28 protein-coding genes are annotated in these 24570 nt (G+C 37.1%); 24 read left to right on the top strand and 4 right to left on the bottom strand.

Going from position 1 to position 24570, the window contains the following annotated elements; genetic code table 11:
* Positions 1 to 60: 60 nt before the first annotated feature.
* Complete coding sequence (locus DQN23_RS02520; protein WP_020916359.1) at positions 61 to 711, bottom strand: prepilin peptidase; 651 nt, start codon at positions 709 to 711, stop codon at positions 61 to 63.
* Between the two features lie 138 nt (positions 712 to 849).
* Between DQN23_RS02520 and DQN23_RS02525 the strand changes: the two genes are divergently transcribed.
* The 10 genes from DQN23_RS02525 to DQN23_RS02570 all read left to right on the top strand — a co-directional run bounded on the left by DQN23_RS02525 (position 850) and on the right by DQN23_RS02570 (position 10374).
* Positions 850 to 1374, top strand: a complete 525-nt coding sequence (locus tag DQN23_RS02525; RefSeq protein ID WP_020916360.1) for a Dps family protein — start codon at positions 850 to 852, stop codon at positions 1372 to 1374.
* A gap of 130 nt (positions 1375 to 1504) precedes the next feature.
* Positions 1505 to 1714, top strand: a complete 210-nt coding sequence (locus DQN23_RS02530; protein WP_006531568.1) for a YqgQ family protein — start codon at positions 1505 to 1507, stop codon at positions 1712 to 1714.
* Positions 1707 to 2675, top strand: coding sequence for an ROK family glucokinase (locus DQN23_RS02535; RefSeq protein WP_111712661.1), 969 nt, complete (start codon positions 1707 to 1709; stop codon positions 2673 to 2675). The genes DQN23_RS02530 and DQN23_RS02535 overlap by 8 nt, the downstream gene beginning before the upstream one ends.
* A gap of 10 nt (positions 2676 to 2685) precedes the next feature.
* The gene (locus DQN23_RS02540) at positions 2686 to 3066 is read left to right on the top strand and encodes a rhodanese-like domain-containing protein (protein WP_020916363.1); all 381 of its coding nucleotides are present in this window, start codon (positions 2686 to 2688) and stop codon (positions 3064 to 3066) included.
* A 230-nt stretch (positions 3067 to 3296) separates the two neighbouring features.
* The gene (locus tag DQN23_RS02545) at positions 3297 to 4112 is read left to right on the top strand and encodes a hypothetical protein (RefSeq protein WP_228380506.1); all 816 of its coding nucleotides are present in this window, start codon (positions 3297 to 3299) and stop codon (positions 4110 to 4112) included.
* A 187-nt stretch (positions 4113 to 4299) separates the two neighbouring features.
* Entirely contained in the window at positions 4300 to 6147 is a 1848-nt protein-coding gene (typA, locus tag DQN23_RS02550) for a translational GTPase TypA (protein ID WP_058813708.1), read from the top strand.
* 141 nt (positions 6148 to 6288) lie between these two features.
* Entirely contained in the window at positions 6289 to 6561 is a 273-nt protein-coding gene (locus tag DQN23_RS02555; protein ID WP_058813709.1) for a DUF3165 family protein, read from the top strand.
* A gap of 142 nt (positions 6562 to 6703) precedes the next feature.
* Entirely contained in the window at positions 6704 to 8059 is a 1356-nt protein-coding gene (gene murD, locus DQN23_RS02560) for a UDP-N-acetylmuramoyl-L-alanine--D-glutamate ligase (protein WP_020916366.1), read from the top strand.
* Between the two features lie 2 nt (positions 8060 to 8061).
* Positions 8062 to 9138 carry a UDP-N-acetylglucosamine--N-acetylmuramyl-(pentapeptide) pyrophosphoryl-undecaprenol N-acetylglucosamine transferase gene (locus DQN23_RS02565; protein WP_020916367.1) on the top strand — a complete coding sequence of 359 codons (1077 nt, stop codon included), beginning with the start codon at positions 8062 to 8064 and terminating at the stop codon, positions 9136 to 9138.
* Positions 9139 to 10374, top strand: coding sequence for a cell division protein FtsQ/DivIB (locus DQN23_RS02570; protein ID WP_020916368.1), 1236 nt, complete (start codon positions 9139 to 9141; stop codon positions 10372 to 10374).
* A gap of 21 nt (positions 10375 to 10395) precedes the next feature.
* On the opposite strand, the gene DQN23_RS02575 is transcribed toward DQN23_RS02570, so the two are convergent.
* Positions 10396 to 11349, bottom strand: a complete 954-nt coding sequence (locus tag DQN23_RS02575) for an IS30 family transposase (RefSeq protein WP_111712662.1) — start codon at positions 11347 to 11349, stop codon at positions 10396 to 10398.
* 72 nt (positions 11350 to 11421) lie between these two features.
* On the opposite strand from DQN23_RS02575, the gene DQN23_RS09195 reads away from it, so the two are divergent.
* From DQN23_RS09195 to ileS, 14 genes are all read left to right on the top strand, one after another.
* A complete protein-coding gene (locus DQN23_RS09195) occupies positions 11422 to 11634 on the top strand; it encodes a hypothetical protein (RefSeq protein ID WP_020916369.1) in 213 nt (70 codons plus the stop codon).
* 1 nt (position 11635) lies between these two features.
* Positions 11636 to 11893, top strand: a complete 258-nt coding sequence (locus DQN23_RS09200) for a hypothetical protein (RefSeq protein WP_058813711.1) — start codon at positions 11636 to 11638, stop codon at positions 11891 to 11893.
* Positions 11894 to 11902: 9 nt separating this feature from the next.
* Complete coding sequence (locus tag DQN23_RS09205) at positions 11903 to 12253, top strand: hypothetical protein (protein WP_058833193.1); 351 nt, start codon at positions 11903 to 11905, stop codon at positions 12251 to 12253.
* A 292-nt stretch (positions 12254 to 12545) separates the two neighbouring features.
* Entirely contained in the window at positions 12546 to 12749 is a 204-nt protein-coding gene (locus DQN23_RS02585; RefSeq protein WP_020916371.1) for a cold-shock protein, read from the top strand.
* A 673-nt stretch (positions 12750 to 13422) separates the two neighbouring features.
* Complete coding sequence (locus DQN23_RS02590) at positions 13423 to 13836, top strand: sigma-70 RNA polymerase sigma factor region 4 domain-containing protein (protein ID WP_233422889.1); 414 nt, start codon at positions 13423 to 13425, stop codon at positions 13834 to 13836.
* 256 nt (positions 13837 to 14092) lie between these two features.
* Positions 14093 to 14278: a competence regulator inhibitor paratox gene (locus DQN23_RS02595; protein ID WP_043894982.1), complete on the top strand. Its 186-nt coding sequence runs from the start codon at positions 14093 to 14095 to the stop codon at positions 14276 to 14278.
* 354 nt (positions 14279 to 14632) lie between these two features.
* Entirely contained in the window at positions 14633 to 16006 is a 1374-nt protein-coding gene (gene ftsA / locus DQN23_RS02600) for a cell division protein FtsA (protein WP_020916374.1), read from the top strand.
* Between the two features lie 19 nt (positions 16007 to 16025).
* Positions 16026 to 17351, top strand: coding sequence for a cell division protein FtsZ (ftsZ, locus tag DQN23_RS02605; protein WP_111698309.1), 1326 nt, complete (start codon positions 16026 to 16028; stop codon positions 17349 to 17351).
* Positions 17351 to 18025 (top strand): YggS family pyridoxal phosphate-dependent enzyme, encoded by a 675-nt coding sequence (locus tag DQN23_RS02610; RefSeq protein WP_058813713.1) that lies wholly within the window; start codon positions 17351 to 17353, stop codon positions 18023 to 18025. The genes ftsZ and DQN23_RS02610 overlap by 1 nt, the downstream gene beginning before the upstream one ends.
* Positions 18026 to 18037: 12 nt before the next feature.
* Positions 18038 to 18649, top strand: coding sequence for a cell division protein SepF (locus tag DQN23_RS02615; RefSeq protein WP_111712663.1), 612 nt, complete (start codon positions 18038 to 18040; stop codon positions 18647 to 18649).
* A 3-nt stretch (positions 18650 to 18652) separates the two neighbouring features.
* Positions 18653 to 18910 carry a YggT family protein gene (locus DQN23_RS02620; protein WP_006531549.1) on the top strand — a complete coding sequence of 86 codons (258 nt, stop codon included), beginning with the start codon at positions 18653 to 18655 and terminating at the stop codon, positions 18908 to 18910.
* The gene (locus tag DQN23_RS02625) at positions 18907 to 19692 is read left to right on the top strand and encodes a YlmH family RNA-binding protein (protein ID WP_020916378.1); all 786 of its coding nucleotides are present in this window, start codon (positions 18907 to 18909) and stop codon (positions 19690 to 19692) included. The genes DQN23_RS02620 and DQN23_RS02625 overlap by 4 nt, the downstream gene beginning before the upstream one ends.
* 10 nt (positions 19693 to 19702) lie before the next feature.
* On the top strand, positions 19703 to 20467 hold the full coding sequence (locus DQN23_RS02630) for a DivIVA domain-containing protein (protein WP_020916379.1): 765 nt from the start codon (positions 19703 to 19705) through the stop codon (positions 20465 to 20467).
* Between the two features lie 331 nt (positions 20468 to 20798).
* On the top strand, positions 20799 to 23597 hold the full coding sequence (gene ileS, locus DQN23_RS02635) for an isoleucine--tRNA ligase (protein WP_111712664.1): 2799 nt from the start codon (positions 20799 to 20801) through the stop codon (positions 23595 to 23597).
* Positions 23598 to 23683: 86 nt separating this feature from the next.
* Here ileS and DQN23_RS02640 read toward each other — a convergent pair whose 3' ends face one another.
* On the bottom strand, positions 23684 to 23986 hold the full coding sequence (locus DQN23_RS02640) for a DUF1827 family protein (RefSeq protein ID WP_020916381.1): 303 nt from the start codon (positions 23984 to 23986) through the stop codon (positions 23684 to 23686).
* 71 nt (positions 23987 to 24057) lie between these two features.
* Complete coding sequence (locus DQN23_RS02645; RefSeq protein ID WP_058833190.1) at positions 24058 to 24504, bottom strand: NUDIX hydrolase; 447 nt, start codon at positions 24502 to 24504, stop codon at positions 24058 to 24060.
* Positions 24505 to 24570: the final 66 nt, after the last annotated feature.

Below are 24570 nucleotides of genomic sequence, written 5' to 3' on the forward strand. Positions count from 1 at the left end.
GCCTATTATAGCAGAAGAATTTTAAAAATAAAGTATTTTTAAATATATTTAACAAAAAAATTAATCACACTTAAAAATTATAACTAAAAGATAGCCTAAAAATAGAAAAGGAATAAAGGGAATGCGTTTGTTTTTATCAAAAAGGCAATACAGAATTCCTACCAAAGAACCCAGTTCAACAATCCATAAAATGCTCTCCAAATCAAGAAAAAGACTCAAACTGGCTAGGTAGAAAAAATCACCGCTACCGATTTTTATGTCAAAAAGCTCAGCTATGATCCCAAGTAAAAGAAGAATAATACTTACCGTATTAAGAGGAAGAAAAAGGAGTAAAGAAGCACTGGGTAGTAACCAGATTAATAGAGGAAAGGACTGGTTTTTTAAATCATATAAACTAAGTGTCATGCTAAAGAAGAAAATAAAGAGACTAGATGGTGCTATGATATCGTGGTAATAAAGAGCAGTTGCGAGCCCACAGACAAATTCAAAAATGCCATACCATAAAGGTATTTTACTTTTGCAAAAATGGCAGCGAGAATGATTAAAAATCTGAGAAAGAACTGGAATCATGTCTAGCGGTCTCAGTTGTTTACCACAGGTATTACAATGACTAGCAGGAAATAAAATAGATTCCTCTAGAAAACGATCAACAACTAATCCGATAAATGAAGCAAGCGATGCTCCAAGAAAAAAGAATAAAAAAGTGTCCATACCTTATTATTCGAAAAAAATTTTTAAAATTTGTGAGCATATTATTTGCAACTTATTTAGAATTATTCTAATATAGAATCGTAAGGAAAAAGAAAACATTCCTAGAACAACTGATTATTTTTTTAGAGGAGGTCGCTTATGACTCAAACAATGACTGAAACTATTTACGCATCTGTAACACATAACATTTCACAAAATACAAAAAATGCTAAAACAAAGGCTGTGCTTAATCAAGCAGTAGCAGATCTATCAAAGGCTGCTTCAATCGTTCACCAAATTCACTGGTACATGCGTGGTGCTGGATTCTTCTATCTTCACCCAAAAATGGATGAATTGATGGATGGACTTAACGCTAGCTTGGATGAAATCAGCGAACGTTTGATTACAATTGGTGGCGCACCATTCTCTACCCTTAAAGAATTCGATGAAAACTCTAAATTAGAAGAAACTGCTGGTTCATTCGATAAGACAATGGACGAAAATCTTGCTCGTTTGGTTGAAGTTTACACTTACCTTACAGCTCTTTACCAAGTTGGTCTTGATGTGACTGATGAAGAAGGAGATGCCCCATCAAATGACATCTTCACAGCAGCGAAATCTGACGCTGAAAAAACAATTTGGATGCTCCAAGCCGAACGTGGACAAGCTCCAGGACTTAAATAATTAAGAAAAAACACGATAGTGGGCCGAAAGGCCCATTATTTTTTTATGAAAATAAATGAAAACGTGAAAATAAAGAAAACGATTGCATATCCTATTGAAAAAGAGTCTTATTTTTGATAAAATGCTTTGTATGAAAACTTTATTTGACGTGCAACAACTGTTGAAACGGTTCGGCATTTTTGTCTATATCGGTAAACGTCTTTATGATATAGAAGTCATGAAACTTGAACTTGAGAAATTGTATGAAAATGGGTTGATTGACAAGGCTGACTACCTGAATGCAGAATTAATTTTACGTCGCGAGCACCGTTTAGAAATGGAGAAAGAAAATAATGACTAAAAAACTTTTAGGGATTGACCTAGGTGGAACAACGATTAAATTCGGTATCCTAACTCTTGAAGGTGAAGTTCAAGAAAAATGGGCAATCGATACAAATACACTTGAAGATGGGAAACACATCGTCCCTGATATTGTTGAATCAATCAAACACCGTTTGAACCTTTACGGTTTGACAAAAGATGATTTTGCTGGTATCGGTATGGGTTCACCAGGTGCTGTTGACCGTGAAAACAAAACTGTTACAGGTGCCTTCAACTTGAACTGGGCTCACACTGAAGAAGTTGGTTCAGTTATTGAACGTGAACTTGGTATTCCATTTGCTATCGACAACGATGCTAACGTAGCTGCTCTTGGTGAACGTTGGACGGGTGCTGGTGCTAACAACCCTGATGTTGTTTTCGTAACACTTGGAACTGGTGTTGGTGGTGGTGTTATCGCTGATGGTAACCTTATCCACGGTGTTGCAGGTGCTGGTGGAGAAATCGGTCACATGAACGTTGAACCAGTTGATGGTTTTGAATGTACATGTGGTAACAAAGGATGTCTTGAAACAGTTGCTTCAGCAACAGGTATTGTTCGTGTAGCTCGTCACTTGGCAGAAGAATACGAAGGTGATTCAAAAATCAAAGCTTCTATCGACAATGGTGACGTTGTAACAAGTAAAGATATCTTTGTAGCTGCTGAAGCTGGTGATAAATTTGCTGATTCAGTTGTTGAAAAAGTTGGTTTCTACCTTGGACAAGCAACTGCTAATATTGCAAACATCTTGAACCCAGACTCAGTTGTTATCGGCGGTGGTGTATCAGCTGCAGGTGAATTCTTGCGTAGCCGTGTTGAAAAATACTTCGTAACATACGCATTCCCACAAGTTCGTAAAACAACTAAAGTTAAAATCGCTGAACTTGGTAACGATGCTGGTATCATCGGTGCTGCAAGTCTTGCAAGTCAATTTGTAGATTAAGAGGCCAAAAATGAACTGGATGATTTTTCTAATTGCTTTAGTCGTTATCGTTGGTTGGTTCGCATGGACATACATTAGTGTTCGTCGTTCAGCTAAATTCATTAATAATGCAGAATTTGAAAGCATGATTCACACAAGTCAATTGATTGATGTTCGTGAAGCAGCTGCTTTCAAAACAAAACACATTATGGGAGCGCGTAATCTCCCAGCTAGCCAAATTCAATTGTCTTACTCAGCTATTCGTAAAGATAAACCTGTTCTTTTATACGATAGTAGTAGAAGTTCAGCACTTCCACGTGTTATTAGAACACTTAAAAAAGCAGGCTACACTAACCTGTATGTTCTTAAAGACGGCTTTGACTACTGGACAGGAAAAGTTAAAGAAGGTTAATCATTTACCAATATATGGAATTTGAAAAAGAAAATTTAAAGAGAAAAAACGATGAGAGTAAGGATGCCCTGAAATCGAAATACCTCAAAAATCAGATTTTTCAATTGAATTTGGAATTATGTCAAGTAACAGACGAAGATGAGAAAAAGAGACTTGAAGCGTTACGCAATGTTTACATCGAAAAATTGTAAGAAAACAAGAAACGTCGTTTAATCAGTCCATTGGTTTTCTTGGCTCTGATTATTTTGTATCTCGTCACAGCTTTCAATCGAGAAACAACCGCCAATAATAAGGCGGGATGGTCGCCATCTACAACGGCTACGTCGACAAGTACATCTAGTTTTTCAAGTTCATCAAGCACGAGCGAGACCAAGACCACTTCAACGATAAAACAAGATGTCCCTGCAGAGCTTGTTGGAAATTGGAAAACAGCTGATTTTGATGGAGTTATTCTGACAATCAGTGAAGATGGCACAATGACTAAAAATCAGTCTAATTACATCGTTACAGAGCGTGTTTCTGGTTATGAAGAAGTGGCGCAAGGTGTTTATCGTTTTTATCCTGCTGATGGAAGTGATAGTGAAGCCATCGGGGCACTTATTTTTGGTGGTATCGGTGGTAGTTACCAAACAACACCAAAATTTGCTTCGGGAATTTATGCTAAAAATGGTTATATTTATCCACAATTCTGGACAACAACCTCTAGCAAATTCACTTATTCGTTAAACACTAATCTCAAATTAGTACCAACCGACCAAGCAGCTGTTGCTGATACCATTGATACTAAAAATTTAACGACTGAGCAAGTGGAGTCTTGGGTTCTTGCCATTTATGCTTCGCAAAATCAATTATCCGATGAAGATAAAAATGATTATTTTGTAAATGTCAAAGCATATGATGACAATTTGGTTTATGCTAGTGTCCGAACAAACAGCGATTCAAAAATACGTTTAGCCTTATATCGTGTTAATGCAGACGGCTATCTTGAACAAGGAACACTTGAATCGACCAATTGGAGTGTTGTCAGTACTACTTATGTCGAATAAGATGAGGCTAAAATATTTATAGTATATAAAAAGTATATAAAAAGATGGGACATAGTTCTCATCTTTTTATATACTATAAGAAGCTAAATCCGTGTCTGAAAACATTTACACTTGTTTTATCGCTGTTTTTTCATAGGATTTGTGGTATAATTCAAAAGTTAGAATAAATTTAAAAAATCGAGGAATCATGACTAAATTAAGAGAAGATATTCGTAACGTGGCGATTATCGCCCACGTTGACCACGGGAAAACAACCCTTGTTGATGAATTGTTGAAACAATCACACACACTTGACGAACGTAAAGAATTGCAAGAACGTGCAATGGACTCAAACGATCTTGAAAAAGAACGCGGAATTACAATCCTTGCTAAAAATACTGCAGTTGCTTACAACGGTGTTCGTATCAACATCATGGACACACCAGGACACGCGGACTTCGGTGGAGAAGTTGAACGTATCATGAAAATGGTTGATGGTGTTGTTCTTGTTGTCGATGCGTACGAAGGTACTATGCCTCAAACACGTTTCGTGTTGAAAAAAGCTCTTGAACAAAACTTGACACCAATCGTTGTTGTTAACAAAATTGATAAACCATCAGCTCGTCCAGCAGAAGTTGTTGACGAAGTTCTTGAACTTTTCATCGAACTTGGTGCCGATGATGATCAATTAGAATTCCCAGTTGTTTACGCATCAGCTATCAACGGTACATCATCACTTTCTGATGATCCAGCTGATCAAGAACACACAATGGCTCCAGTCTTTGATACAATCATTGACCACATTCCAGCTCCAGTTGATAACTCAGAAGAACCACTTCAATTCCAAGTGTCGCTTCTTGATTACAACGATTTCGTCGGACGTATCGGTATCGGACGTATCTTCCGTGGTACTGTTAAAGTTGGTGATCAAGTTACTCTTTCAAAACTTGACGGTACAACTAAAAACTTCCGTGTTACTAAACTATTTGGTTTCTTCGGACTTGAACGTCGTGAAATCCAAGAAGCAAAAGCTGGTGATTTGATTGCTATCTCAGGTATGGAAGATATCTTCGTTGGTGAAACAATCACTCCAACTGATTGCGTTGAACCACTTCCAATCCTTCACATTGACGAACCAACTCTTCAAATGACATTCTTGGCAAATAACTCACCATTTGCAGGTCGTGAAGGTAAATTCGTAACATCTCGTAAAGTTGAAGAACGTTTGCTTGCTGAATTGCAAACTGACGTATCACTTCGTGTTGATCCAACTGATTCTCCAGATAAATGGACTGTATCAGGTCGTGGTGAATTGCACTTGTCAATCCTTATCGAAACAATGCGTCGTGAAGGATACGAACTTCAAGTATCACGTCCAGAAGTTATCATCAAAGAAATTGATGGCGTGAAATGCGAACCATTCGAACGTGTTCAAATCGATACACCAGAAGAATACCAAGGTTCAGTTATCCAATCATTATCAGAGCGTAAAGGTGAAATGATTGACATGCAATCAACTGGTAATGGTCAAACACGTCTTGTCTTCTTGGCACCAGCTCGTGGACTTATCGGTTATCCAACTGAGTTCCTTTCAATGACTCACGGTTATGGTATCATGAACCACACATTCGACCAATACATGCCAGTTATCAACGCTGAAATCGGTGGACGTCGTCGTGGTGCTCTTGTATCTATCGATACTGGTAAAGCAACAACATACTCAATCATGTCTGTTGAAGAACGCGGAACAATCTTCGTTAACCCAGGTACTGAAGTATACGAAGGTATGATTATCGGTGAAAACTCACGTGAAAACGACTTGACAGTTAACATCACTAAAGCTAAACAAATGACAAACGTTCGTTCAGCTACGAAAGACCAAACTGCCGTTATCAAAACTCCACGTATCTTGACTCTTGAAGAATCACTTGAATTCTTGAATGACGATGAATACATGGAAGTTACACCAGAATCAATCCGCTTGCGTAAACAAATCCTTGATAAAAACTTGCGCGCTAAAGCAGCTAAAAAGAAAAAATCAGCCGCTGAAGAGTAAAATAGTCTAGTAGACTATTTTAGGTCCGAGCCTGAAAATTAAAAAGCGAGGAAAGTTAGTGGTAGACTGTTTTAGGTCAAAACTTAAAATAAACTCGAAAAACTATACACATAAATTTGAATTGTAGGAAGGAATCATGAAATGTTTTATTTAATTATTGCGATTTTAATTATTTCATATTATATTTTCATGGCTCCTAAAACAATTCGTAATACTCTTGGGATGATTGGTTTGGTTGGCTTAGTTGCAATGCTACTTGTTTTAGCGGTAATGAGCTTTGTTAAAATCATGCAATCACCACCAGAAATTTTTCTTGCACTTGCTATGGTTGTCTTGGGATTTTTCGCGCTAAGGGATGTCTATCGCTTACCTGTTAAGAAAAATGAAAATAAGCAATATAGCGAAAGAGGCTGAGTATTTACTCAGCTTTTTTTGTCATAAACACTCTATCAGACATTACGACACTAAGATTGTCTTAAATGCCGTAGAATGATTGAAAAACGCCTTAAATAAAGGTAGAATATTATTATATTTGCAATGTTAGAATGGATATATTATGAAAAAAATTGAAACATTTGAAAATAAAAAAGTCTTAGTTCTTGGTTTAGCAAAATCTGGAGAAGCTGCAGCGCGTCTCCTTGAAAAATTAGGTGCTATCGTTACAGTTAACGACGGTAAACCATTTGATGAAAATCCAGCTGCACAATCTCTTCTTGAAGAAGGCATCAAAGTTATCTGTGGTAGTCATCCACTAGAACTTTTGGATGAAAACTTTGAATTGATGGTTAAAAACCCAGGAATTCGTTACGATAATCAAATGGTAGCTCGCGCTATCGAAAAAAATATTCCAGTTATCACAGAAGTTGAGTTGGCTTACATGATTTCAGATGCCCCAATTATTGGTATCACTGGTTCAAATGGTAAAACAACAACAACAACTATGATTGCTGAAACGTTGAATAACGGCGGTAAGTCTGGTCTTCTTTCAGGAAATATTGGTTTTCCTGCTTCTGAAGTGTCACAAACTGCTACAGATAAAGACACTTTGGTTATGGAATTATCTTCTTTCCAATTGATGGGAACAGATACTTTCCACCCACACATGGCTGTTATTACAAACCTTATGCCAACACATATTGACTACCATGGTAGCTTTGAAGAATATGTTGCTGCAAAATGGAATATTCAAAAGAATATGACAGCAGAAGATTATTTGGTACTTAACTTTAACCAAGATTTGGCAAAAGAATTAGCTCAAAAAACAGCAGCACAAGTTGTCCCATTCTCTACAACTGAGAAAGTTGACGGTGCTTACCTAGATGGTGATACTTTGTATTTCAAAGATGAAGCTATCATGAAAGCATCTGAAATCGGTGTTCCTGGTAGCCACAACGTTGAAAATGCTTTGGCAACAATTGCAATTGCAAAACTCTCAGGTATTGCAAATGAAGCTATTAAAGAAACTTTGTCACATTTTGGTGGGGTTAAACACCGTCTTCAAGCTCTTGGTGAAGTTAACGGCATTAAATTCTATAACGATTCAAAATCAACAAATATTCTAGCAACTCAAAAAGCTCTTTCAGGATTTGATAATTCAAAAGTTATCTTGATTGCTGGTGGTCTTGATCGTGGTAATGAATTTGACGAACTTGTTCCAGATATTACAGGTGTTAAATTGATGGTTATCCTTGGAGAATCAGCTTTTCGTGTGAAACGCGCAGCTGATAAAGCACAAGTTCCGTACGTTGATGCTAAAGATGTCGCAGATGCTACTCATATTGCCTACAGTAAAGCTGAAGCTGGTGATGTTGTTCTCTTGAGCCCTGCTAATGCAAGCTGGGATATGTATAAGAGCTTTGAAGTTCGTGGTGATGAATTTATCGCAACCTTTGAAGCTATTAAAGGAGAATAAGCATGGCTAAAAAAATCGTATTTACCGGTGGTGGTACAGTTGGCCATGTTACTTTGAACTTGATTCTTATCCCAAAATTTATCAAAGATGGTTGGGAAGTTCACTATATTGGTGACAAACATGGAATTGAACATGAACAAATTGAAAAATCAGGTCTAGATGTAACCTTCCATTCTATTGCAACAGGAAAATTAAGACGTTATTTTTCATGGCAAAACATGCTTGATGTGTTCAAAGTGTCATTTGGAATTCTTCAATCAATTGCAATTATCGCTAAAATTCGTCCGCAAGCCCTTTTCTCAAAAGGTGGCTTTGTATCTGTCCCACCAGTCATTGCGGCAAAAACACTTGGAATTCCTGTTTTTGTGCACGAATCTGATTTATCAATGGGCCTAGCTAATAAAATTGCCTATAAATTTGCGACAACGATGTACACAACCTTTGAACAAGCAAAAGGCTTGGTGAAAGCAAAACACGTTGGTGCGATTACAAAAGTTGGTAGCAAAGTTGCTTACGATAACAGCAAAATTGAAGAAATTAAAGCACACTTTAACACTGAATTGAAAACACTTCTTTTCATCGGTGGTTCTGCCGGTGCACGTGTTTTCAATGACTTTATTACAAATACTCCAGAATTAGTTGACCACTATAATGTCATCAACATTTCAGGAGATAAAAGTTTAAACGGATTGAGTCAAAATCTCTATCGAATTGATTATGTCACAGATCTTTACCAGCCTTTGATGGATATAGCAGATGCTGTTGTGACACGCGGTGGTTCAAATACTATTTTTGAATTAGTGGCGATGAATAAATTGCACTTGATTGTGCCTCTTGGAAAAGAAGCTAGTCGAGGAGATCAGCTTGAAAATGCAGCTTATTTTGAGAAAAAAGGTTATGCTCGCCAACTATCTGAAGATCAACTCACTTTCACACATTTGCAAGAAGAGCTCACTCAACTCTTTGAACAAGAAAATAGTTATCACACACAAATGAAAAATTCCACTGAAATCAAGTCACAAGAAGAATTTTATGATCTGCTTAAACAAGATATTTCTAAGACTGCAAAAGGAATTTAAATGACAAAAAAGAAAGAGCCTAAAAAAAGTCAAAAAGCTAAATCAGAAAAAAAATCAGCTTTGACGGAATGGCAAAAACGTAACATTGAGTTTCTAAAGAAAAAAGAAGCTGAAAAAGCGGAAAAGAAAAAACGTCAAGAAAAATTACGCTTAGAGCGCAAGCCGAAAGCAACAGATACTGATACCGAAGCTGAAAAAGTTGAAGAAAAAACTTTGAGTGCAGAAGAAAAGAAAAAGGCTAAAGAAGCAAAAAAAGAAGAAGCTAGAAAAGCCAAAGAGGCTAAAAAATTACAAAAACTGGAAGCTAAAAAAGAGAAAACGCCTCTTCAAAAAGCGATTCATCATGCGCTACCAGTTATCATCACTTCTGCGGTTATTCTTTTGATCTCAATTTTTTTGGTAACACCATTTAGTAAAAAGAAAATCATTACAGTTACAGGAACATCAACGGTTAGTCAAGAAGAAGTGATTAGAGATTCAGGAATTAAGCCGTCTAACTATCCTTTTTTATTGATTTTCCACCATTCAACTTATGAAAAAAATATTATTAGTAAAAATAAAATGGTGAAAAGTGCTAAGTTTACTTACCGTTTCCCAAATAAATTAAATATTGATATTAAAGAGTACAGTATTATTGCTTATGCACAGACTGATGATGGTTATCAACCTATCCTTGAAAATGGGACTCGTATTGGTCTTGTAGGAGCTTCTGAATTACCAGAAAGTTTCTTAACGATTAATTTATCATCAGAAAAAGATATTCAAAAACTCGTTAAGGCTTTTTCAAAATTAGACAGAGATTTGGTTAATCAAATTCAAATTGTCAGCTCAGCTGATTCTGCGACAACATCGGATTTGCTAAAATTAGAAATGCATGATGGAAACGTTGTTCGTGTTCCACTATCTGAGTTAGCTAAGAAATTACCTTATTATTTGAAGATAAAAGATAGTTTACCAGAAAACAGTATTGTTGATATGGAAGTGGGAATTTATGCAACTTCTGAATCCATTGAAGCATCTGTTGCAGCGGATAAAGAAAAAGCTAAAAACGAAAACAAAGAAGAATCAGAATCTGATTCTAAATCTGACGAAGAAAACTCTCAAACAGAGTCAAGTGAGGAAGCTACAGCAACAGAATCAAGCGAAGCTGAAGGCGTAGAAAATCAAGCTCCAGAAGCTACAAATGAAGAGCATCCGAACGAAACCGCAGTAGTTGAACAAGTAGCTCAACAATAAAAGCCAAATTTCAAGTTCAAATTAGCCAGTCTGTAAAAACTTTTTAGGAGATTTATAATTGAATAGTTTCTTTGGATAGTTGTTAATCCAGTTTTCAATAAATGCGACTTGTTGTTGAGTCGCATTTTTGCTTCCCTTAGGCAACCAACGCCGGATGAGTCTATTATGATTCTCATTAGTACCACGCTCCCAAGAAGAATACGGGTGAGCATAATAGATATGAGTAGGGTCAAAAACTTCCGCTAAACGACTGAACTCAGCCCCGTTATCAGCTGTGATAGAATTCATTTGATAATCCTTGAGGATTGCTTTCAGAGCTTGATTGACTGAAACCGCGGACTTATCGGGAATGACTCGAATGATTTGATAACGACTCTTTCTATCGGTTAGAGTCAACAGACACTCGTTTTTTGCCCGTGTTTGAATAACCGTATCAATTTCAAAATCACCGATATTCTCACGCTTATTAATGCTTTCTGGTCGTTCCTCAATAGACTTTCCAGCTGGCTTAAAATGGGGACTAGCATGCTTTTTCTTAGCTTTCTCTTGTCGAGGATAAAGCATATCAGCCTTGGTCAATCCTAAGTGTCCATGATAAATCCAGTAGTAAATGGTGGAGATGGGAACAGGTATCCCTTTTGACTTTACCATCATCTCGGGAGAGTATTTCTGTTCGATGTAGTGAGTTATCTTTTCTTTGAGTCCCTTGGTTAGGGAGGCTTGTTTAACAGAACGTTTGCGATTGTTTTGATAGGCTTTTTGAGCAAAATCAGCTGAGTAGATCACTTCAAATTTTCCTTTACGCACTTGTTGTCTAACCTGACCACGTTTGACCTCGTTGTTAATGGTTTGAGGAGCTTTAGCTAATCTCCTAGCGATTTCACGATTTGAGAGCCCTTCTTGAAGCCAACGTTCAATCATTCTACGTTCAGTTAGTGTTAAATGTTTACTTTTTGGTGTATAATAGGTTTGCATCTCAGAGTCTTTCTAATTGTTGTTGTGGTGATTACAATTATATCTCTCTGCGATGTTTTTTGATACCCTTAGGTGGCTAACTTCATTTTAGAACTTTCCAAAATTAAACTATTTAACCGTGAATTAGTTGCTGACGGATATTTCAGCAATGGCATAACGAAAACTAGACAAGAAAATAATGAGGAACTAGAAACCAGAGTGAATGAGTTCATGGCTGATAAGAAAATAAGAAGTGTACAAGCTTACGGAGATAATATCATGGTTACATATGAAGAGGTAAACTAATATGACTAACACAAACAAATCAACAGCACCAATGCCCCTAACAGAACTCAAAGCATGGGTAGAAGAAACATGCGAACTATCAACGCTATTACAGACCAAAGACTATAAGAGCTATCTTCCTGAAGAGAAACAAGAAGAATTTGAAGCAATCGCTTTTAGTGTTTTCAATTGTTTGGAAAGCTTCTTGATGATGTTAGAATATAATGAATTACATTATCAACCAAAGCCAATCGAGGAAGAAAGTGACTTGGATAACTAAGCCAACGAGATGGCACAGTATAATGAGCTGGTAAAAGAAGTAGAGGATAGCGACAAGGGAGCGCGTGAGATTGCTTATGATGATACTATTCATGAGTACATTGACAAACGAACAGAACAACTAAAGGAACAAGCAACGTTTGAGGAATTGATTAACAAAGTCGCAAGATATGCGAGTGAATTGCTAGATTATGCAGAACGTTTGTTAAGTGATAAACCATTGAATACAGATAGTGAAACAGCAATTGAAACACTTGATATGTTGGATGATGAAGAGATTGACTTATTCAAGTCTGTAGACGTTGATAATGAGTATCAAGGTTTAGAGTATTACAATACAGAACTAAACAAAGAAGACTAATAATACAGAGGAGATGTTACAATGACACGAACATTAAAAGAAATTACAGAAAAACCGACAGAACTTTGTTCCGATTAAAACGAAAAGCACTCAAGAATTAGCTAAGCAGATTTAAAATATATCACTCAATGGTTCTCTATAATTTGGTAAATGAGAGTTTAGTCTTGACTTATAGTGACTTTACTGTTAGACTAATGAGTGTAAATAAGATTTGGGGTTTAAGTAATAAGTGGTATCTTTTGTTTTTCCTCTTGAATATTTTTACAAATTTATATAAAAAAGAGGTAACTCAATGGTACAAGGTACAGTAAAATGGTTTAATATGGATAAAGGTTTTGGCTTTATCTCTCAAGAAAATGGGACTGATGTGTTCGCACACTTTTCTAAAATTAAATCTAATGGTTTTAAATCTTTAGAGGACGGTCAGAAAGTTCAGTTTGACGTTGAACAAGGAGAACGTGGACTTCAAGCAGTCAATATTATTAAAATTTCTTAACGTTTAAGGGGAGCTATTTTGATAGCTTCTTTTTTATTCGGAAATACCCTTAAATTTTTATCGGGGCACTGTATTGTTCGGATATAACAACGCTGCCCCTTTTTGCGCGTGATTTTCCCTTTTTGAATTTTTTAGAACGTCCTAGAACCTGCCTAAAAGCCCGTGTATGGCGGTAAAGATATTTCATATGTAATTCATTCAAACTTATTTAAAATGCCCCCGCCCCCTATCTCGTGTCAATGAGAGCCACCACAAGGTGTCCGCTTGTATCACGCGCCATTTTTTCAGATTTTTAAGGGGTGTCATATAACCTTGAAAAGTCTTATTTTGATTGTATTTTGTTTACCAGTTAACTTTCTATTTGTTCCACTTTTAGATTGCTACTGATATTGCTTTTTGGTATGCTTAAGACGTGGGTGTTTCTCCATTTTCCAATTATTAAAGTAATCAAACACCCATAGGCAGTTATCTATTGATAGCCGTCTTTTTTTATTGCATTAAAAAAGCCCACAGGGCGAACCTGTAAGCACTCACGCAAGTTTTTGTGGTATGAATTCGTTATGACTTTATTAAATCATTTTAAATAAAAAAGCCTGCTCGTATAAGCAGGAACATTCACATAGAAAACTTACTTTTATTATATCAAAATTGTTCACAATAGTATAATAGAGATATGAATATCAAAGATAAACTTAAAAACTTAAGGGCGACTATTTTATTGATTAAAAGCTTAGAAAACATGATAAAACGTGATAGAGAAACGTTCAAAAACTTTCCTAGACTGTTAGAAGAGTTAGGACATAATGAGGTATTGCAACAAATAGCAGAGCTTAAGCAAGACCAAAAAAACACTATGGCTTTAATTAATAGCCTAGATAATGAGTTACAGCGTAAAGTGCTTATAGAACGCTACTACAATGGCTATAATTGGGATAAGGTAGCCGATAATTTGGGATATTCTAGAGTGCATTTATACAAAGTACATAAAAAAACCTTGAACAGTTACCCCCTATGGTTTAAGCGTGTTTCTTTGGCAATAAAAGTTAGTTCATGCTACAATGTAGTCAACAACAAGGAGAATGTTTAGAATAGCATTCTAGGCATAAGAAAAGCACCCTATCTGCCAAGATTAAGGGTGTTTTTTATCTAAATAAAAACCGTGGAATAAACCACGGAAGAAAATCACAATATATCTATCTAAGTACACTAATATTATAACATAATGGGTTATGTTAGTCATACACGCGCGGTTATTGAAATGATTAATATAAGGCGCTGAATGTAGTAAAAATTAGTACTTTTTCTGTTTCTTTTACGAATAAATAAGTAAAGGAGTTATGGTTATGTTATATTATGATGAACTAAAAAAGGCAATCGATAGAGGCTTTATAACAGGTGATACTATTCAAATTGTGAGAAAGAATGGGATAGTATTTGATTATGTTTTACCTAATGAGCCAGTAAAGCCCTATGAGGTAGTTACTACTGAACGAGTAGCAGACGTTTTGGAAGAGCTAAAAGAATGGTAACAAAAAAAGAACCTCAAAAACCTCAAAAAACAGCCCGAACATTTTCACTATATCATAAAAGTACCCGTTAAGGTGCTTTTTTCCTGCCTGTTGAACTCGTAAATTTGTTATAAAATTTGTTACGTTTTTTGTTACGTGTATTTTATCGTAATTAATGTATTCTACCTATAAATATTAGTATGTGTTTTATACTGTAACGTTTTTTACAATATTAATAGTAGATAAATTTCTATAACAAAAAACGTAAAATGATAACATTTTACGTTTTTTTATGATATAATATTTCCTGAATAATTCTGATTTTATGCAGATTTTAGAATAGTAAATGATTGGAAAGATAGTGAGGTCGAGTGAATGGCTAGAAATGGCTTTTTTACAGGATTAGATATAGGGACAAGCTCGATTAAAGTTCTAGTAGCAGAATTTGTTTCTGGCGAAATGAATGTGATTGGTGTGAGTAACGTTCCCAGCACGGGAGTAAAAGACGGTATTATTATAGATATTGAAGCAGCTGCAGAAGCAATCAAAACAGCGATTGAACAAGCAGAAGAAAAAGCTGGAATGACAATCGATAAGATTAATGTTGGTCTTCCAGCTAATCTTCTTCAAATCGAACCAACTCAAGGTATGATTCCAGTTCCAAGTGAATCAAAAGAAATCAAAGATGAAGATGTTGATAGCGTTGTTAAATCAGCATTGACTAAGAGCATCACTCCAGAACGTGAAGTTATCTCTTTGATTCCAGAAGAATTCATCGTTGATGGTTTTCAAGGTATTCGTGACCCACGTGGCATGATGGGAATTCGTTTAGAAATGCGTGGTTTAATTTATACTGGACCAACAACAATTCTTCATAACCTTCGTAAAACAGTAGAACGTGCTGGTATCAGTGTTGAAAATGTTATTATTTCACCACTTGCTTTGGCAAAATCAGTTCTTAACGAAGGTGAACGTGAATTTGGTGCTACTGTGATTGATATGGGTGGCGGTCAAACAACTGTTGCTTCTATGCGAGCACAAGAATTACAATACACAAACATCTATGCAGAAGGTGGCGAATATGTCACTAAAGATATTTCTAAAGTCTTGAAAACTTCTATGGAAATTGCTGAAGCCCTTAAATTTAACTTTGGTCAAGCAAACTTAGAAGAAGCAAGCTCTTCAGAAACTGTTCAAGTAGATGTTGTTGGTAGTGATACACCTATCTCAGTTAGCGAGCGTTACTTGTCAGAAATTATTTCTGCGCGTGTACGCCACATTTTAGATCGTGTTAAACAAGATCTAGAACGTGGGCGTCTACTTGACCTACCAGGAGGAATTATTCTTGTTGGTGGTGGAGCAATTATGCCAGGTGTGGTAGAAGTTGCTCAAGAAATCTTTGGAACAACTGTCAAACTACACGTTCCAAATCAAGTTGGTATCCGTAACCCAATGTTCGCTAATGTTATTAGCTTGGTTGAATACGTTGGTACAATGAGCGAAGTTGATGTTATTGCTCAACGTGCGGTGTCTGGTGAAGAATTACTTCGTCGTAAACCAGTTGATTTCGAACCACAGCCACAAGTACAAGCGCAACAACGAGTGGTTTATAATAACGAACCTGTTGTACCAGTTAATGAAAACATGGTACAACAGCCAGCTCCAGTTCAGCCTGTACAAAGACACGAAGAACCAAAATCAAAATTTAGCGAACGTGTTCGTGGTATTTTCGGAAGTATGTTTGACTAATAATAAGTGAGGAATAAAAATGGCATTTTCATTTGACACAGCATCAGTACAAGGTGCAGTTATTAAAGTTATTGGTGTTGGTGGTGGCGGAGGTAACGCCATCAACCGCATGATTGATGAAGGTGTTGCTGGTGTTGAATTTATCGCAGCAAACACTGATATCCAAGCATTGAGCTCTTCAAAAGCTGAAACTGTTATTCAGTTAGGCCCTAAATTGACTCGTGGACTCGGTGCTGGAGGACAACCTGAGGTTGGTCGTAAAGCCGCTGAAGAAAGCGAAGAAGTATTGACTGAAGCTCTTACAGGTGCTGATATGGTCTTCATCACTGCTGGTATGGGTGGCGGATCTGGTACAGGTGCTGCACCAGTTATCGCACGTATCGCTAAAAGCCTTGGCGCTCTTACAGTTGCAGTTGTAACACGTCCATTTGGTTTTGAAGGTAACAAACGTGGTAACTTCGCTGCAGAAGGTATCCAAGAACTTCGTGAACAAGTTGATACATTGCTTATCATCTCAAACAACAATCTTCTTGAAATCGTTGATAAGAAAACTCCACTTCTTGAGGCTCTTAAAGAAGCAGATAACGTGCTTCGTCAAGGTGTTCAAGGTATTACTGATTTGATTACAAATCCAGGTCTTATCAACCTTGACTTTGCCGATGTTAAAACAGTTATGGCTAACAAAGGTAACGCTCTTATGGGAATCGGTATCGGTTCTGGTGAAGAACGTATCACTGAAGCAGCTCGTAGAGCTATCTTCTCTCCACTTCTTGAAACAACAATCGATGGTGCTGAAGATGTTATCGTTAACGTAACTGGTGGTCTTGACATGACTCTTACTGAAGCAGAAGAAGCTTCTGAAATCATCAGTCAAGCAGCTGGTAAAGGTGTTAACATCTGGCTTGGTACATCAATTGATGATACTATGAAAGATGAAATCCGTGTAACTGTTGTAGCTACAGGTGTTCATCAAGACCGTGCAGAACAAGTCGCTGGATTCCGTCCACAAGCAACTCGTTCATTTGCTCAAAACAACGCACAACAAGCAGCTGGTGCTCAATACGCTTCAGAACGTGCTCAACAACCTGGTCAAGCCGCTTTTGAACGTCGTTCAAACTTTGACTATGATATGAGCGAAAACCATGCAATGCCAGCTTCACAACAACCAACAGCAAATAAATCACAACAAAAAGATAATTCATTTGGAAATTGGGACCTTCGTCGCGACAACATCGCACGTCCAACAGAAGGTGAACTTGATAGTAAATTGACAATGTCAACATTTACAGCTAATGAAGATGCTGATGATGAACTTGAAACACCACCATTTTTCAAAAATCGTTAATGACCGGTTTTCAAAAAAATAAAGACCTTGTTTTTGAACAGGTTGCGCAAGCAACAAAAGCAGCCAATCGTTCACAAGAAAGTGTCAAGATTATTGCTGTGACGAAGTATGTTGATAGTGGTGTTGCTGCTCGTCTTATTGACACAGGTATTGAACATATTGGTGAAAATAGGGTCGATATGTTTCTGGAGAAGTATGAAGCGTTAAAAGATAAAAATTTAACATGGCACCTAATCGGTACTCTACAGCGTCGTAAAGTAAAAAATGTCATTAATTACGTTGATTATTTTCATGCTTTAGATTCTGTTAAATTAGCTGCTGAAATCCAGAAAAGAGCAGAGCATCCCATTAAATGCTTCCTACAGGTTAATATTTCCGAAGAAGAGAGTAAACACGGCTTTAAAGTTTCAGAAATTGCTGAAGCTTTAGCTGAAATCTCTGACTTTGATAAAGTGGAAATTGTAGGATTGATGACGATAGCGCCTAAGAATGCTTCTGAAAGTGAAATTGACGATATTTTTGGAAAAGCCGCCAAACTTAGACAAGAGTTGCAAGCACGACAGTTAGCTCATATGCCGTTTACCGAATTAAGTATGGGCATGAGTGGTGATTTCCCAATTGCTATTCGTAATGGGGCAACTTTTGTTAGAATTGGTTCATCATTCTTTAAATAACGGGAGAAAAACATGGCTTTTAAAGATAAATTTGACAAACTAATCTCTTATTTCGATACTGATGAGGTAAGTGATGTTGAAGAAACTGTTGAAGATGAGGTTAGACAACCTCGTGTTCAACAACAAGCTGAGGCTAAGCCACAGCAAGCACCTCGACGCGCAGAACAGCAATTCTCATCAGCACGTGCTCAACAAACTCAAGCTGTTGGAGGGGCTGTTCGTCAACGTGTGCAACCTCAACAAAGACGTGCAGTTGATGAAAATCCGCACGTTCATTCATTGAATCAACGTCGTGAAGAACAATCGCAAGTTCGAAACAATCAAACGACTACGACAATTGCCTTGAAATACCCTCGTAAATATGAGGATGCTCAAGAAATTGTTGATTTGTTGATTGTTAACGAATGTGTTTTGATTGATTTTCAATATATGCTTGATGCTCAAGCACGTCGTTGTCTTGATTTTATTGATGGTGCAAGTAAAGTTCTTTATGGTAGTCTTCAAAAAGTTGGCAGTTCAATGTATTTGTTGACACCATCAAATGTCATCGTCAATCTCGAAGAACTTCCAATTCCAAATGCAGGACAAGATGTTGGTTTCGACTTTGACATGAAGAGACGTTAATATATGATTTTTGTATTAATTGTACTATTAAAAACCATTCAATTTTACTCTTATCTGCTAATTGCGTATGCGCTCCTATCTTGGTTTCCAGGTGCGTATAACACTGGATTTGGTCGTTTACTGGTTCAAATTGTTGAGCCAGTAATTAAACCGTTTCAACGTTTAAATCTTCAATTTATGGGATTGGACTTTACGATCTGGGCCGCGGTTATTGCCTTAAATCTCTTGAGTCGCTTTCTTATTATGTTATTAGTTCGATGAAAAAAGAAATTTACCAACATTTTCGACCTGAAGAGTATGATTTCATTGAAAAAATAGATGACATCGCTCAGAGGGTAGAAGAGACATACGCTTATTCATTAACAGATTTTCTAAATCCTCGCCAAGTTGATATTGCTAAAAGTATTCTTGGGAATCGAGGCTTGCGCTACTTTGTTTCGAGTGATTATTATCCTGCAGAGTACGCACGTATACTAGTTGCCCCTGATTACTATGAGCTAAATTTGGAAAATTTCGAGTTAGCACTGCTAGAAGTGAATTATAATTCGAAGTTTAATCAATTGACTCACGCTCAAATAATGGGAGCTTTGCTTCACAAACTTGGAGTTAAGCGAACGATTATTGGAGATATTTTAGTTGAGCAAGGATACGCACAGTTATTAGTTACGAAAAATATGGTTGATTATTTTCAAGCTAATGTTACAAAGATTGCAAAAGCAAGCGTAAGCCTAAAAGAGATTCCACTTGATCAGTTGATTAAGGGAGAAAAAGAATCTCATCAGCTAGATATCATGGTTTCAAGTATGCGTTTAGATAAAGTTCTAGCAACAGTTTTGAAGCTTTCTAGAAGTCAAGCTATTCAGTTGATCAGTGCTGAAAAGCTAAAGCTTAACTATCAGACGCTTGATAGACCTTCAGAAATGCTTCAAGTTGGAGATTTGATTAGTGTTAGAGGATTTGGTCGTTTTTCTATCTTAAGTGAGAATGGGCTTACGAAGAATGGAAAATACAAATTGACCGTAGATAAGATGATACATAAATAAGGAGAAATCAATGGCACTTACAGCACTTGATATTAAAGATAAAACATTTAAATTAAAATTTCGTGGATATGACGAAGAAGAAGTTAATGAATTTCTTGATATTGTTGTAGATGACTACGAAGACTTGGTTCGTCGCAACCATGAACAAGAAAACAGAATCAAAGATTTGGAAGATAAACTTGCTTACTTCGATGAAATGAAAGAATCTTTAAGCCAATCTGTTATTCTTGCTCAAGAAACTGCTGAAAAAGTTAAAACATCAGCTAATGATGAAGCTGCTAACCTTGTTAGCAAAGCTAACTACGATGCACAACATTTGATTGATGAAGCAAAATCTAAAGCAAACCAAATTTTGCGTGATGCAACAGATGAAGCTAAACGTGTTGCGGTTGAAACTGAAGACTTGAAACGTCAAACTCGTGTCTTCCACCAACGTTTGGTTGCCGCTATCGAAGGTCAACTTGGTTTGACAAATTCACCAGAATGGACAGAATTATTGCAACCAACAGCTGTTTACCTTCAAAATTCAGATGCAGCTTTCCGTGAAGTTGTTGAAAAAGTTTTGGAAGAAGAAATGCCTGAAACTGATGATGAAATGTCAATGGATGCTACTCGTCAATTCACTCCAGAAGAAATGGAAGAATTGCAACGTCGTGTTGAAGCAGGAAACAAACATCTTGAAGAAACACAAAAACTTCCAGTAATTGATGATAGCGAAGCAGACGACATCAATCTTAACGAAACTCAAACATTTAAATTAAATATTGAAGAATAAGAAAAACGCGATTGATATTCTACATTTACAGCGAGCAGGTGATGGTGCGAGGCCAGCAATCTCTGGGATATCAGTTATCCTTTTCTAAGATTTTATCTGAATTGAGTAAGATAAAAGGGACAAACTCACCTTACGGGTTTAATGAGGGAAATTTAGATTTTCACTCCATTATTTGGTGTGCCTAAATTTCTAAACTAAGGTGGTACCACGAGCTTTCGTCCTTATTGAGACGAAGGCTCTTTTGTTTTATCACCTAAGAAACATTGTCATTTTTCTGTCTCTGGTTAACAATCCTTTGACAGTTGAATATTATTTATTATAAGGAGTAGTCATGAAATTAAAAGAAACGCTTAATCTTGGAAAAACTGCTTTTCCAATGCGTGCTGGACTCCCAAACAAAGAGCCTAAATGGCAAAAAGAATGGGAAGAAGCTGACATCTACGCAAAACGTCAACAATTAAACGAAGGTAAACCTTCATTCAACCTCCACGATGGACCTCCATACGCTAACGGAAACATCCACGTTGGTCACGCCATGAATAAAATTTCTAAAGATATTATTGTGCGTTCTAAATCAATGTCTGGTTTCCGTGCTCCTTATATTCCTGGTTGGGACACACACGGACTTCCAATTGAACAAGTTTTGGCTAAAAAAGGTGTAAAACGTAAAGAAATTCCTTTGACTGAATACCTTGCAATGTGTCGTGAATACGCACTTAGCCAAGTAGATAAACAACGTGAAGATTTCAAACGTCTTGGTGTATCTGCTGACTGGGAAAATCCATACGTGACTCTTATTCCTGCGTATGAAGCAGCTCAAATTCGTGTATTTGGTGCGATGGTTGATAAAGGTTACATCTACCGTGGTGCTAAACCAGTTTACTGGTCATGGTCATCAGAATCTGCTCTTGCAGAAGCTGAAATTGAATATCACGATATTGACTCAACATCACTTTACTACGCTAACAAAGTTAGAGATGGTAAAGGTATTCTTGATACTGATACTTACATCGTTGTTTGGACAACAACTCCATTTACAGTAACAGCTTCACGTGGTTTGACAGTTGGTCCTGAGATGGATTATGTTGTTGTAAAACCTGCTAATGATGATCGTAAATTTGTTGTTGCAGAAGCACTTCTTGATAGCCTTGCTGGCAAATTTGGTTGGGAATCATTCGAAGTTCTTGCAAAACACAAAGGTACTGAACTTGAATACATCGTTACTGAACACCCATGGGATACAGAAGTAGACGAACTTGTTATCCTTGGAGACCACGTTACTCTTGACTCAGGTACTGGTGTTGTCCACACTGCCCCTGGTTTTGGTGAAGATGACTACAATGTTGGTGTTAAATACAACCTTGAAGTTGCTGTTACAGTTGACGAACGTGGTATCATGATGGAAAATGCAGGCCCGGAATTCCAAGGTCAATTCTACGATAAAGTTGTTCCAACTGTTAAAGAAAAACTTGGTGATCTTTTGCTTGCTAGCGAAGTTATCACTCACTCATACCCATTTGACTGGCGTACTAAAAAACCTATCATCTGGCGTGCAGTACCACAATGGTTTGCATCTGTTTCTAAATTCCGTCAAGATATTCTTGATGAAATTGACCGCACAACATTCTATCCAGAATGGGGTCGCACTCGTCTTTACAACATGATTCGTGACCGTGGTGACTGGGTTATCTCACGTCAACGTGCATGGGGTGTTCCACTTCCAATCCTCTACGCTGAAGATGGCACAGCTATCATGACAAAAGAAGTAACTGACCACGTTGCTGACTTGTTTGAAGAATTTGGTTCAATTGTATGGTGGGAACGTGACGCTAAAGACCTTCTTCCAGAAGGATTCACACACCCAGGTTCACCAAATGGTGAATTCACTAAAGAAACTGATATCATGGACGTATGGTTCGATTCAGGTTCTTCATGGAATGGTGTGATGAACGCTCGCGAAGGTTTGGAATATCCAGCTGACCTTTATCTTGAAGGTTCTGACCAATACCGTGGTTGGTTCAACTCATCATTGATCACTTCAGTTGCCGTTAACGGACACGCACCTTACAAAGCTGTGCTTTCTCAAGGTTTCGTCCTTGATGGTAAAGGTGAAAAAATGTCTAAATCACTCGGAAATACAATCCTTCCAAGTGATGTAGAAAAACAATTTGGTGCTGAGATTTTACGTCTTTGGGTAACTAGCGTTGATTCTAGCAACGATGTTCGTATTTCAATGGATATTTTGAAACAAACATCAGAAACTTACCGTAAAATCCGTAACACACTTCGTTTCTTGATTGCTAACACAACTGATTTCAATCCCAATGAAGATGCTGTATTTTACGAAGATTTGCGTTCAGTTGATAAATACATGACTATTAAATTCAACCAATTAGTAGCAACAATCCGTAAAGCTTATGAAGATTATGATTTCATGACAATTTACAAAGCTGTTGTTAACTTTATCACAGTTGATTTGTCAGCCTTCTACCTTGATTTTGCTAAAGACGTTGTTTACATCGAAGCAGCAGATAACATTGCCCGTCGTCAAATGCAAACAGTTTTCTACGATATCTTGGTTAAAATCACTAAATTGTTGACACCAATTCTTCCTCACACTGCTGAAGAAATCTGGTCATACCTTGAATTCGAACCAGAAGAATTCGTTCAATTATCTGAATTACCAGATGCTGAAGTCTTCGAAGGACAAGAAAATATTCTTGAAGAATGGGATGCCTTCATGACACTTCGTAACCAAGCTCAAAAAGCTTTAGAAGAAGCTCGTAACGCTAAAGTTATCGGTAAATCATTGGAAGCTCATTTGACTATCTATGCTGGCGAAGAAGTGAAAACTCTTCTTGCTGCCCTTGATAGCGATATTGCTCAATTGCTTATCGTATCACAATTGACAGTTACTGATGAAGCTGCTCCAGCTGATGCTGTTGCTTTTGATGGTGTCGCATTTACAGTTGCTCATGCTGAAGGTGAAGTTTGTGATCGTTGCCGTCGCGTAGATCCAACAGCTAAAGAGCGTTCATACGGTGTTACAATTTGTGACCACTGTGCTGAAATCGTTGAAGCTAACTTCCCAGAAGCAGTAGCAGAAGGCTTTGAAGTTAAAGCAAAATAATGAGATAACCTATAGTAACTAAAAACGAACTCATTTGAGTTCGTTTTTTTGTATGTAAACTAAAAAAATCAGGTTTTTAAACCTGATTAGTGAACTGTTGGGAAGGAAATTTCAATTAGATTCGCTGTATGCAAGGTTTTCAACTGATCTAATTGAACGGTAGATTTGTCAATTTTGCGTTTGAGGAAAAATTCCCGAATGGCTTCGATTTCACTTTCTTTGATAGCACGATACTTGTTTGAAATCAACAGTTCGTAATGACTTGGTGCTTTAGTGAAAACAACATCGGTATTTCCTGCAGAGTAAGTCTCAACGAGTTTAGCGTCCGTGTTTCGAAGCTGGTTACGAACTAGCTCGGAATGACTACTTGTTGTGTTAATTAACCTCATAAATTTCCTCCTATGAACTTTCTACCATTATTATAACACTATTTTAGGTGAAAAACTTAGATTATGAGATTTTAATGATGATTTTTTTTCCAAGCATCAACACCCCATTTATGGCTGCCACGTTTTAATTTTACAATAGCTTCATCGACTGGGAACCAAGCAAGGTGATTAAAATCTTCAAGTGGTGCCCCAATTTTTTCATAATGTGTGACTTCATAGAGGTAAGCTGGGTTATAAAAATAAGTATCACGATGACGTGAGTAGAAGTACTCGTCAGCTTGTCCGTAATAATAACCAAGTTCAGCTGAAAAGCCGAGTTCTTCAATAAGTTCGCGTTTTAAAGCTGAAAAATGATCCTCGCCCGCTTCGATTTCTCCACCTGGAAGAAACCAAGAGCCGTTAGGGGCTTGAACTAAAATGATTTGGTCTTTAGTCGCATTTGGAATGATGGCATACACTCCGTAGCGAGCTTTGTAGTCAACGTTATCAAGTTTTTCACCAAAAGTTGGGTTAGACATAAAATTCTCCTATAAAACAAGTGTTAGAAAGAGTGGAGATAAAATTATCAATCTCTAAGATAGATT

The organism is Streptococcus lutetiensis (genome assembly GCF_900475675.1).
In the GTDB taxonomy this organism is placed as follows: Bacteria; Bacillota; Bacilli; order Lactobacillales; family Streptococcaceae; genus Streptococcus; species Streptococcus lutetiensis.

Bases quoted from the DNA above. Each gene is read 5' to 3' on its own strand.
- DQN23_RS02520 (WP_020916359.1), bottom strand. From the start codon at position 711: ATGGACACTTTTTTATTCTTTTTTCTTGGAGCATCGCTTGCTTCATTT.
- DQN23_RS02525 (WP_020916360.1), top strand. From the start codon at position 850: ATGACTCAAACAATGACTGAAACTATTTACGCATCTGTAACACATAAC.
- DQN23_RS02530 (WP_006531568.1), top strand. From the start codon at position 1,505: ATGAAAACTTTATTTGACGTGCAACAACTGTTGAAACGGTTCGGCATT.
- DQN23_RS02535 (WP_111712661.1), top strand. From the start codon at position 1,707: ATGACTAAAAAACTTTTAGGGATTGACCTAGGTGGAACAACGATTAAA.
- DQN23_RS02540 (WP_020916363.1), top strand. From the start codon at position 2,686: ATGAACTGGATGATTTTTCTAATTGCTTTAGTCGTTATCGTTGGTTGG.
- typA (WP_058813708.1), top strand. From the start codon at position 4,300: ATGACTAAATTAAGAGAAGATATTCGTAACGTGGCGATTATCGCCCAC.
- DQN23_RS02555 (WP_058813709.1), top strand. From the start codon at position 6,289: ATGTTTTATTTAATTATTGCGATTTTAATTATTTCATATTATATTTTC.
- murD (WP_020916366.1), top strand. From the start codon at position 6,704: ATGAAAAAAATTGAAACATTTGAAAATAAAAAAGTCTTAGTTCTTGGT.
- DQN23_RS02565 (WP_020916367.1), top strand. From the start codon at position 8,062: ATGGCTAAAAAAATCGTATTTACCGGTGGTGGTACAGTTGGCCATGTT.
- DQN23_RS02570 (WP_020916368.1), top strand. From the start codon at position 9,139: ATGACAAAAAAGAAAGAGCCTAAAAAAAGTCAAAAAGCTAAATCAGAA.
- DQN23_RS02575 (WP_111712662.1), bottom strand. From the start codon at position 11,349: ATGCAAACCTATTATACACCAAAAAGTAAACATTTAACACTAACTGAA.
- DQN23_RS09200 (WP_058813711.1), top strand. From the start codon at position 11,636: ATGACTAACACAAACAAATCAACAGCACCAATGCCCCTAACAGAACTC.
- DQN23_RS09205 (WP_058833193.1), top strand. From the start codon at position 11,903: ATGGCACAGTATAATGAGCTGGTAAAAGAAGTAGAGGATAGCGACAAG.
- DQN23_RS02585 (WP_020916371.1), top strand. From the start codon at position 12,546: ATGGTACAAGGTACAGTAAAATGGTTTAATATGGATAAAGGTTTTGGC.
- DQN23_RS02590 (WP_233422889.1), top strand. From the start codon at position 13,423: ATGAATATCAAAGATAAACTTAAAAACTTAAGGGCGACTATTTTATTG.
- DQN23_RS02595 (WP_043894982.1), top strand. From the start codon at position 14,093: ATGTTATATTATGATGAACTAAAAAAGGCAATCGATAGAGGCTTTATA.
- ftsA (WP_020916374.1), top strand. From the start codon at position 14,633: ATGGCTAGAAATGGCTTTTTTACAGGATTAGATATAGGGACAAGCTCG.
- ftsZ (WP_111698309.1), top strand. From the start codon at position 16,026: ATGGCATTTTCATTTGACACAGCATCAGTACAAGGTGCAGTTATTAAA.
- DQN23_RS02610 (WP_058813713.1), top strand. From the start codon at position 17,351: ATGACCGGTTTTCAAAAAAATAAAGACCTTGTTTTTGAACAGGTTGCG.
- DQN23_RS02615 (WP_111712663.1), top strand. From the start codon at position 18,038: ATGGCTTTTAAAGATAAATTTGACAAACTAATCTCTTATTTCGATACT.
- DQN23_RS02620 (WP_006531549.1), top strand. From the start codon at position 18,653: ATGATTTTTGTATTAATTGTACTATTAAAAACCATTCAATTTTACTCT.
- DQN23_RS02625 (WP_020916378.1), top strand. From the start codon at position 18,907: ATGAAAAAAGAAATTTACCAACATTTTCGACCTGAAGAGTATGATTTC.
- DQN23_RS02630 (WP_020916379.1), top strand. From the start codon at position 19,703: ATGGCACTTACAGCACTTGATATTAAAGATAAAACATTTAAATTAAAA.
- ileS (WP_111712664.1), top strand. From the start codon at position 20,799: ATGAAATTAAAAGAAACGCTTAATCTTGGAAAAACTGCTTTTCCAATG.
- DQN23_RS02640 (WP_020916381.1), bottom strand. From the start codon at position 23,986: ATGAGGTTAATTAACACAACAAGTAGTCATTCCGAGCTAGTTCGTAAC.
- DQN23_RS02645 (WP_058833190.1), bottom strand. From the start codon at position 24,504: ATGTCTAACCCAACTTTTGGTGAAAAACTTGATAACGTTGACTACAAA.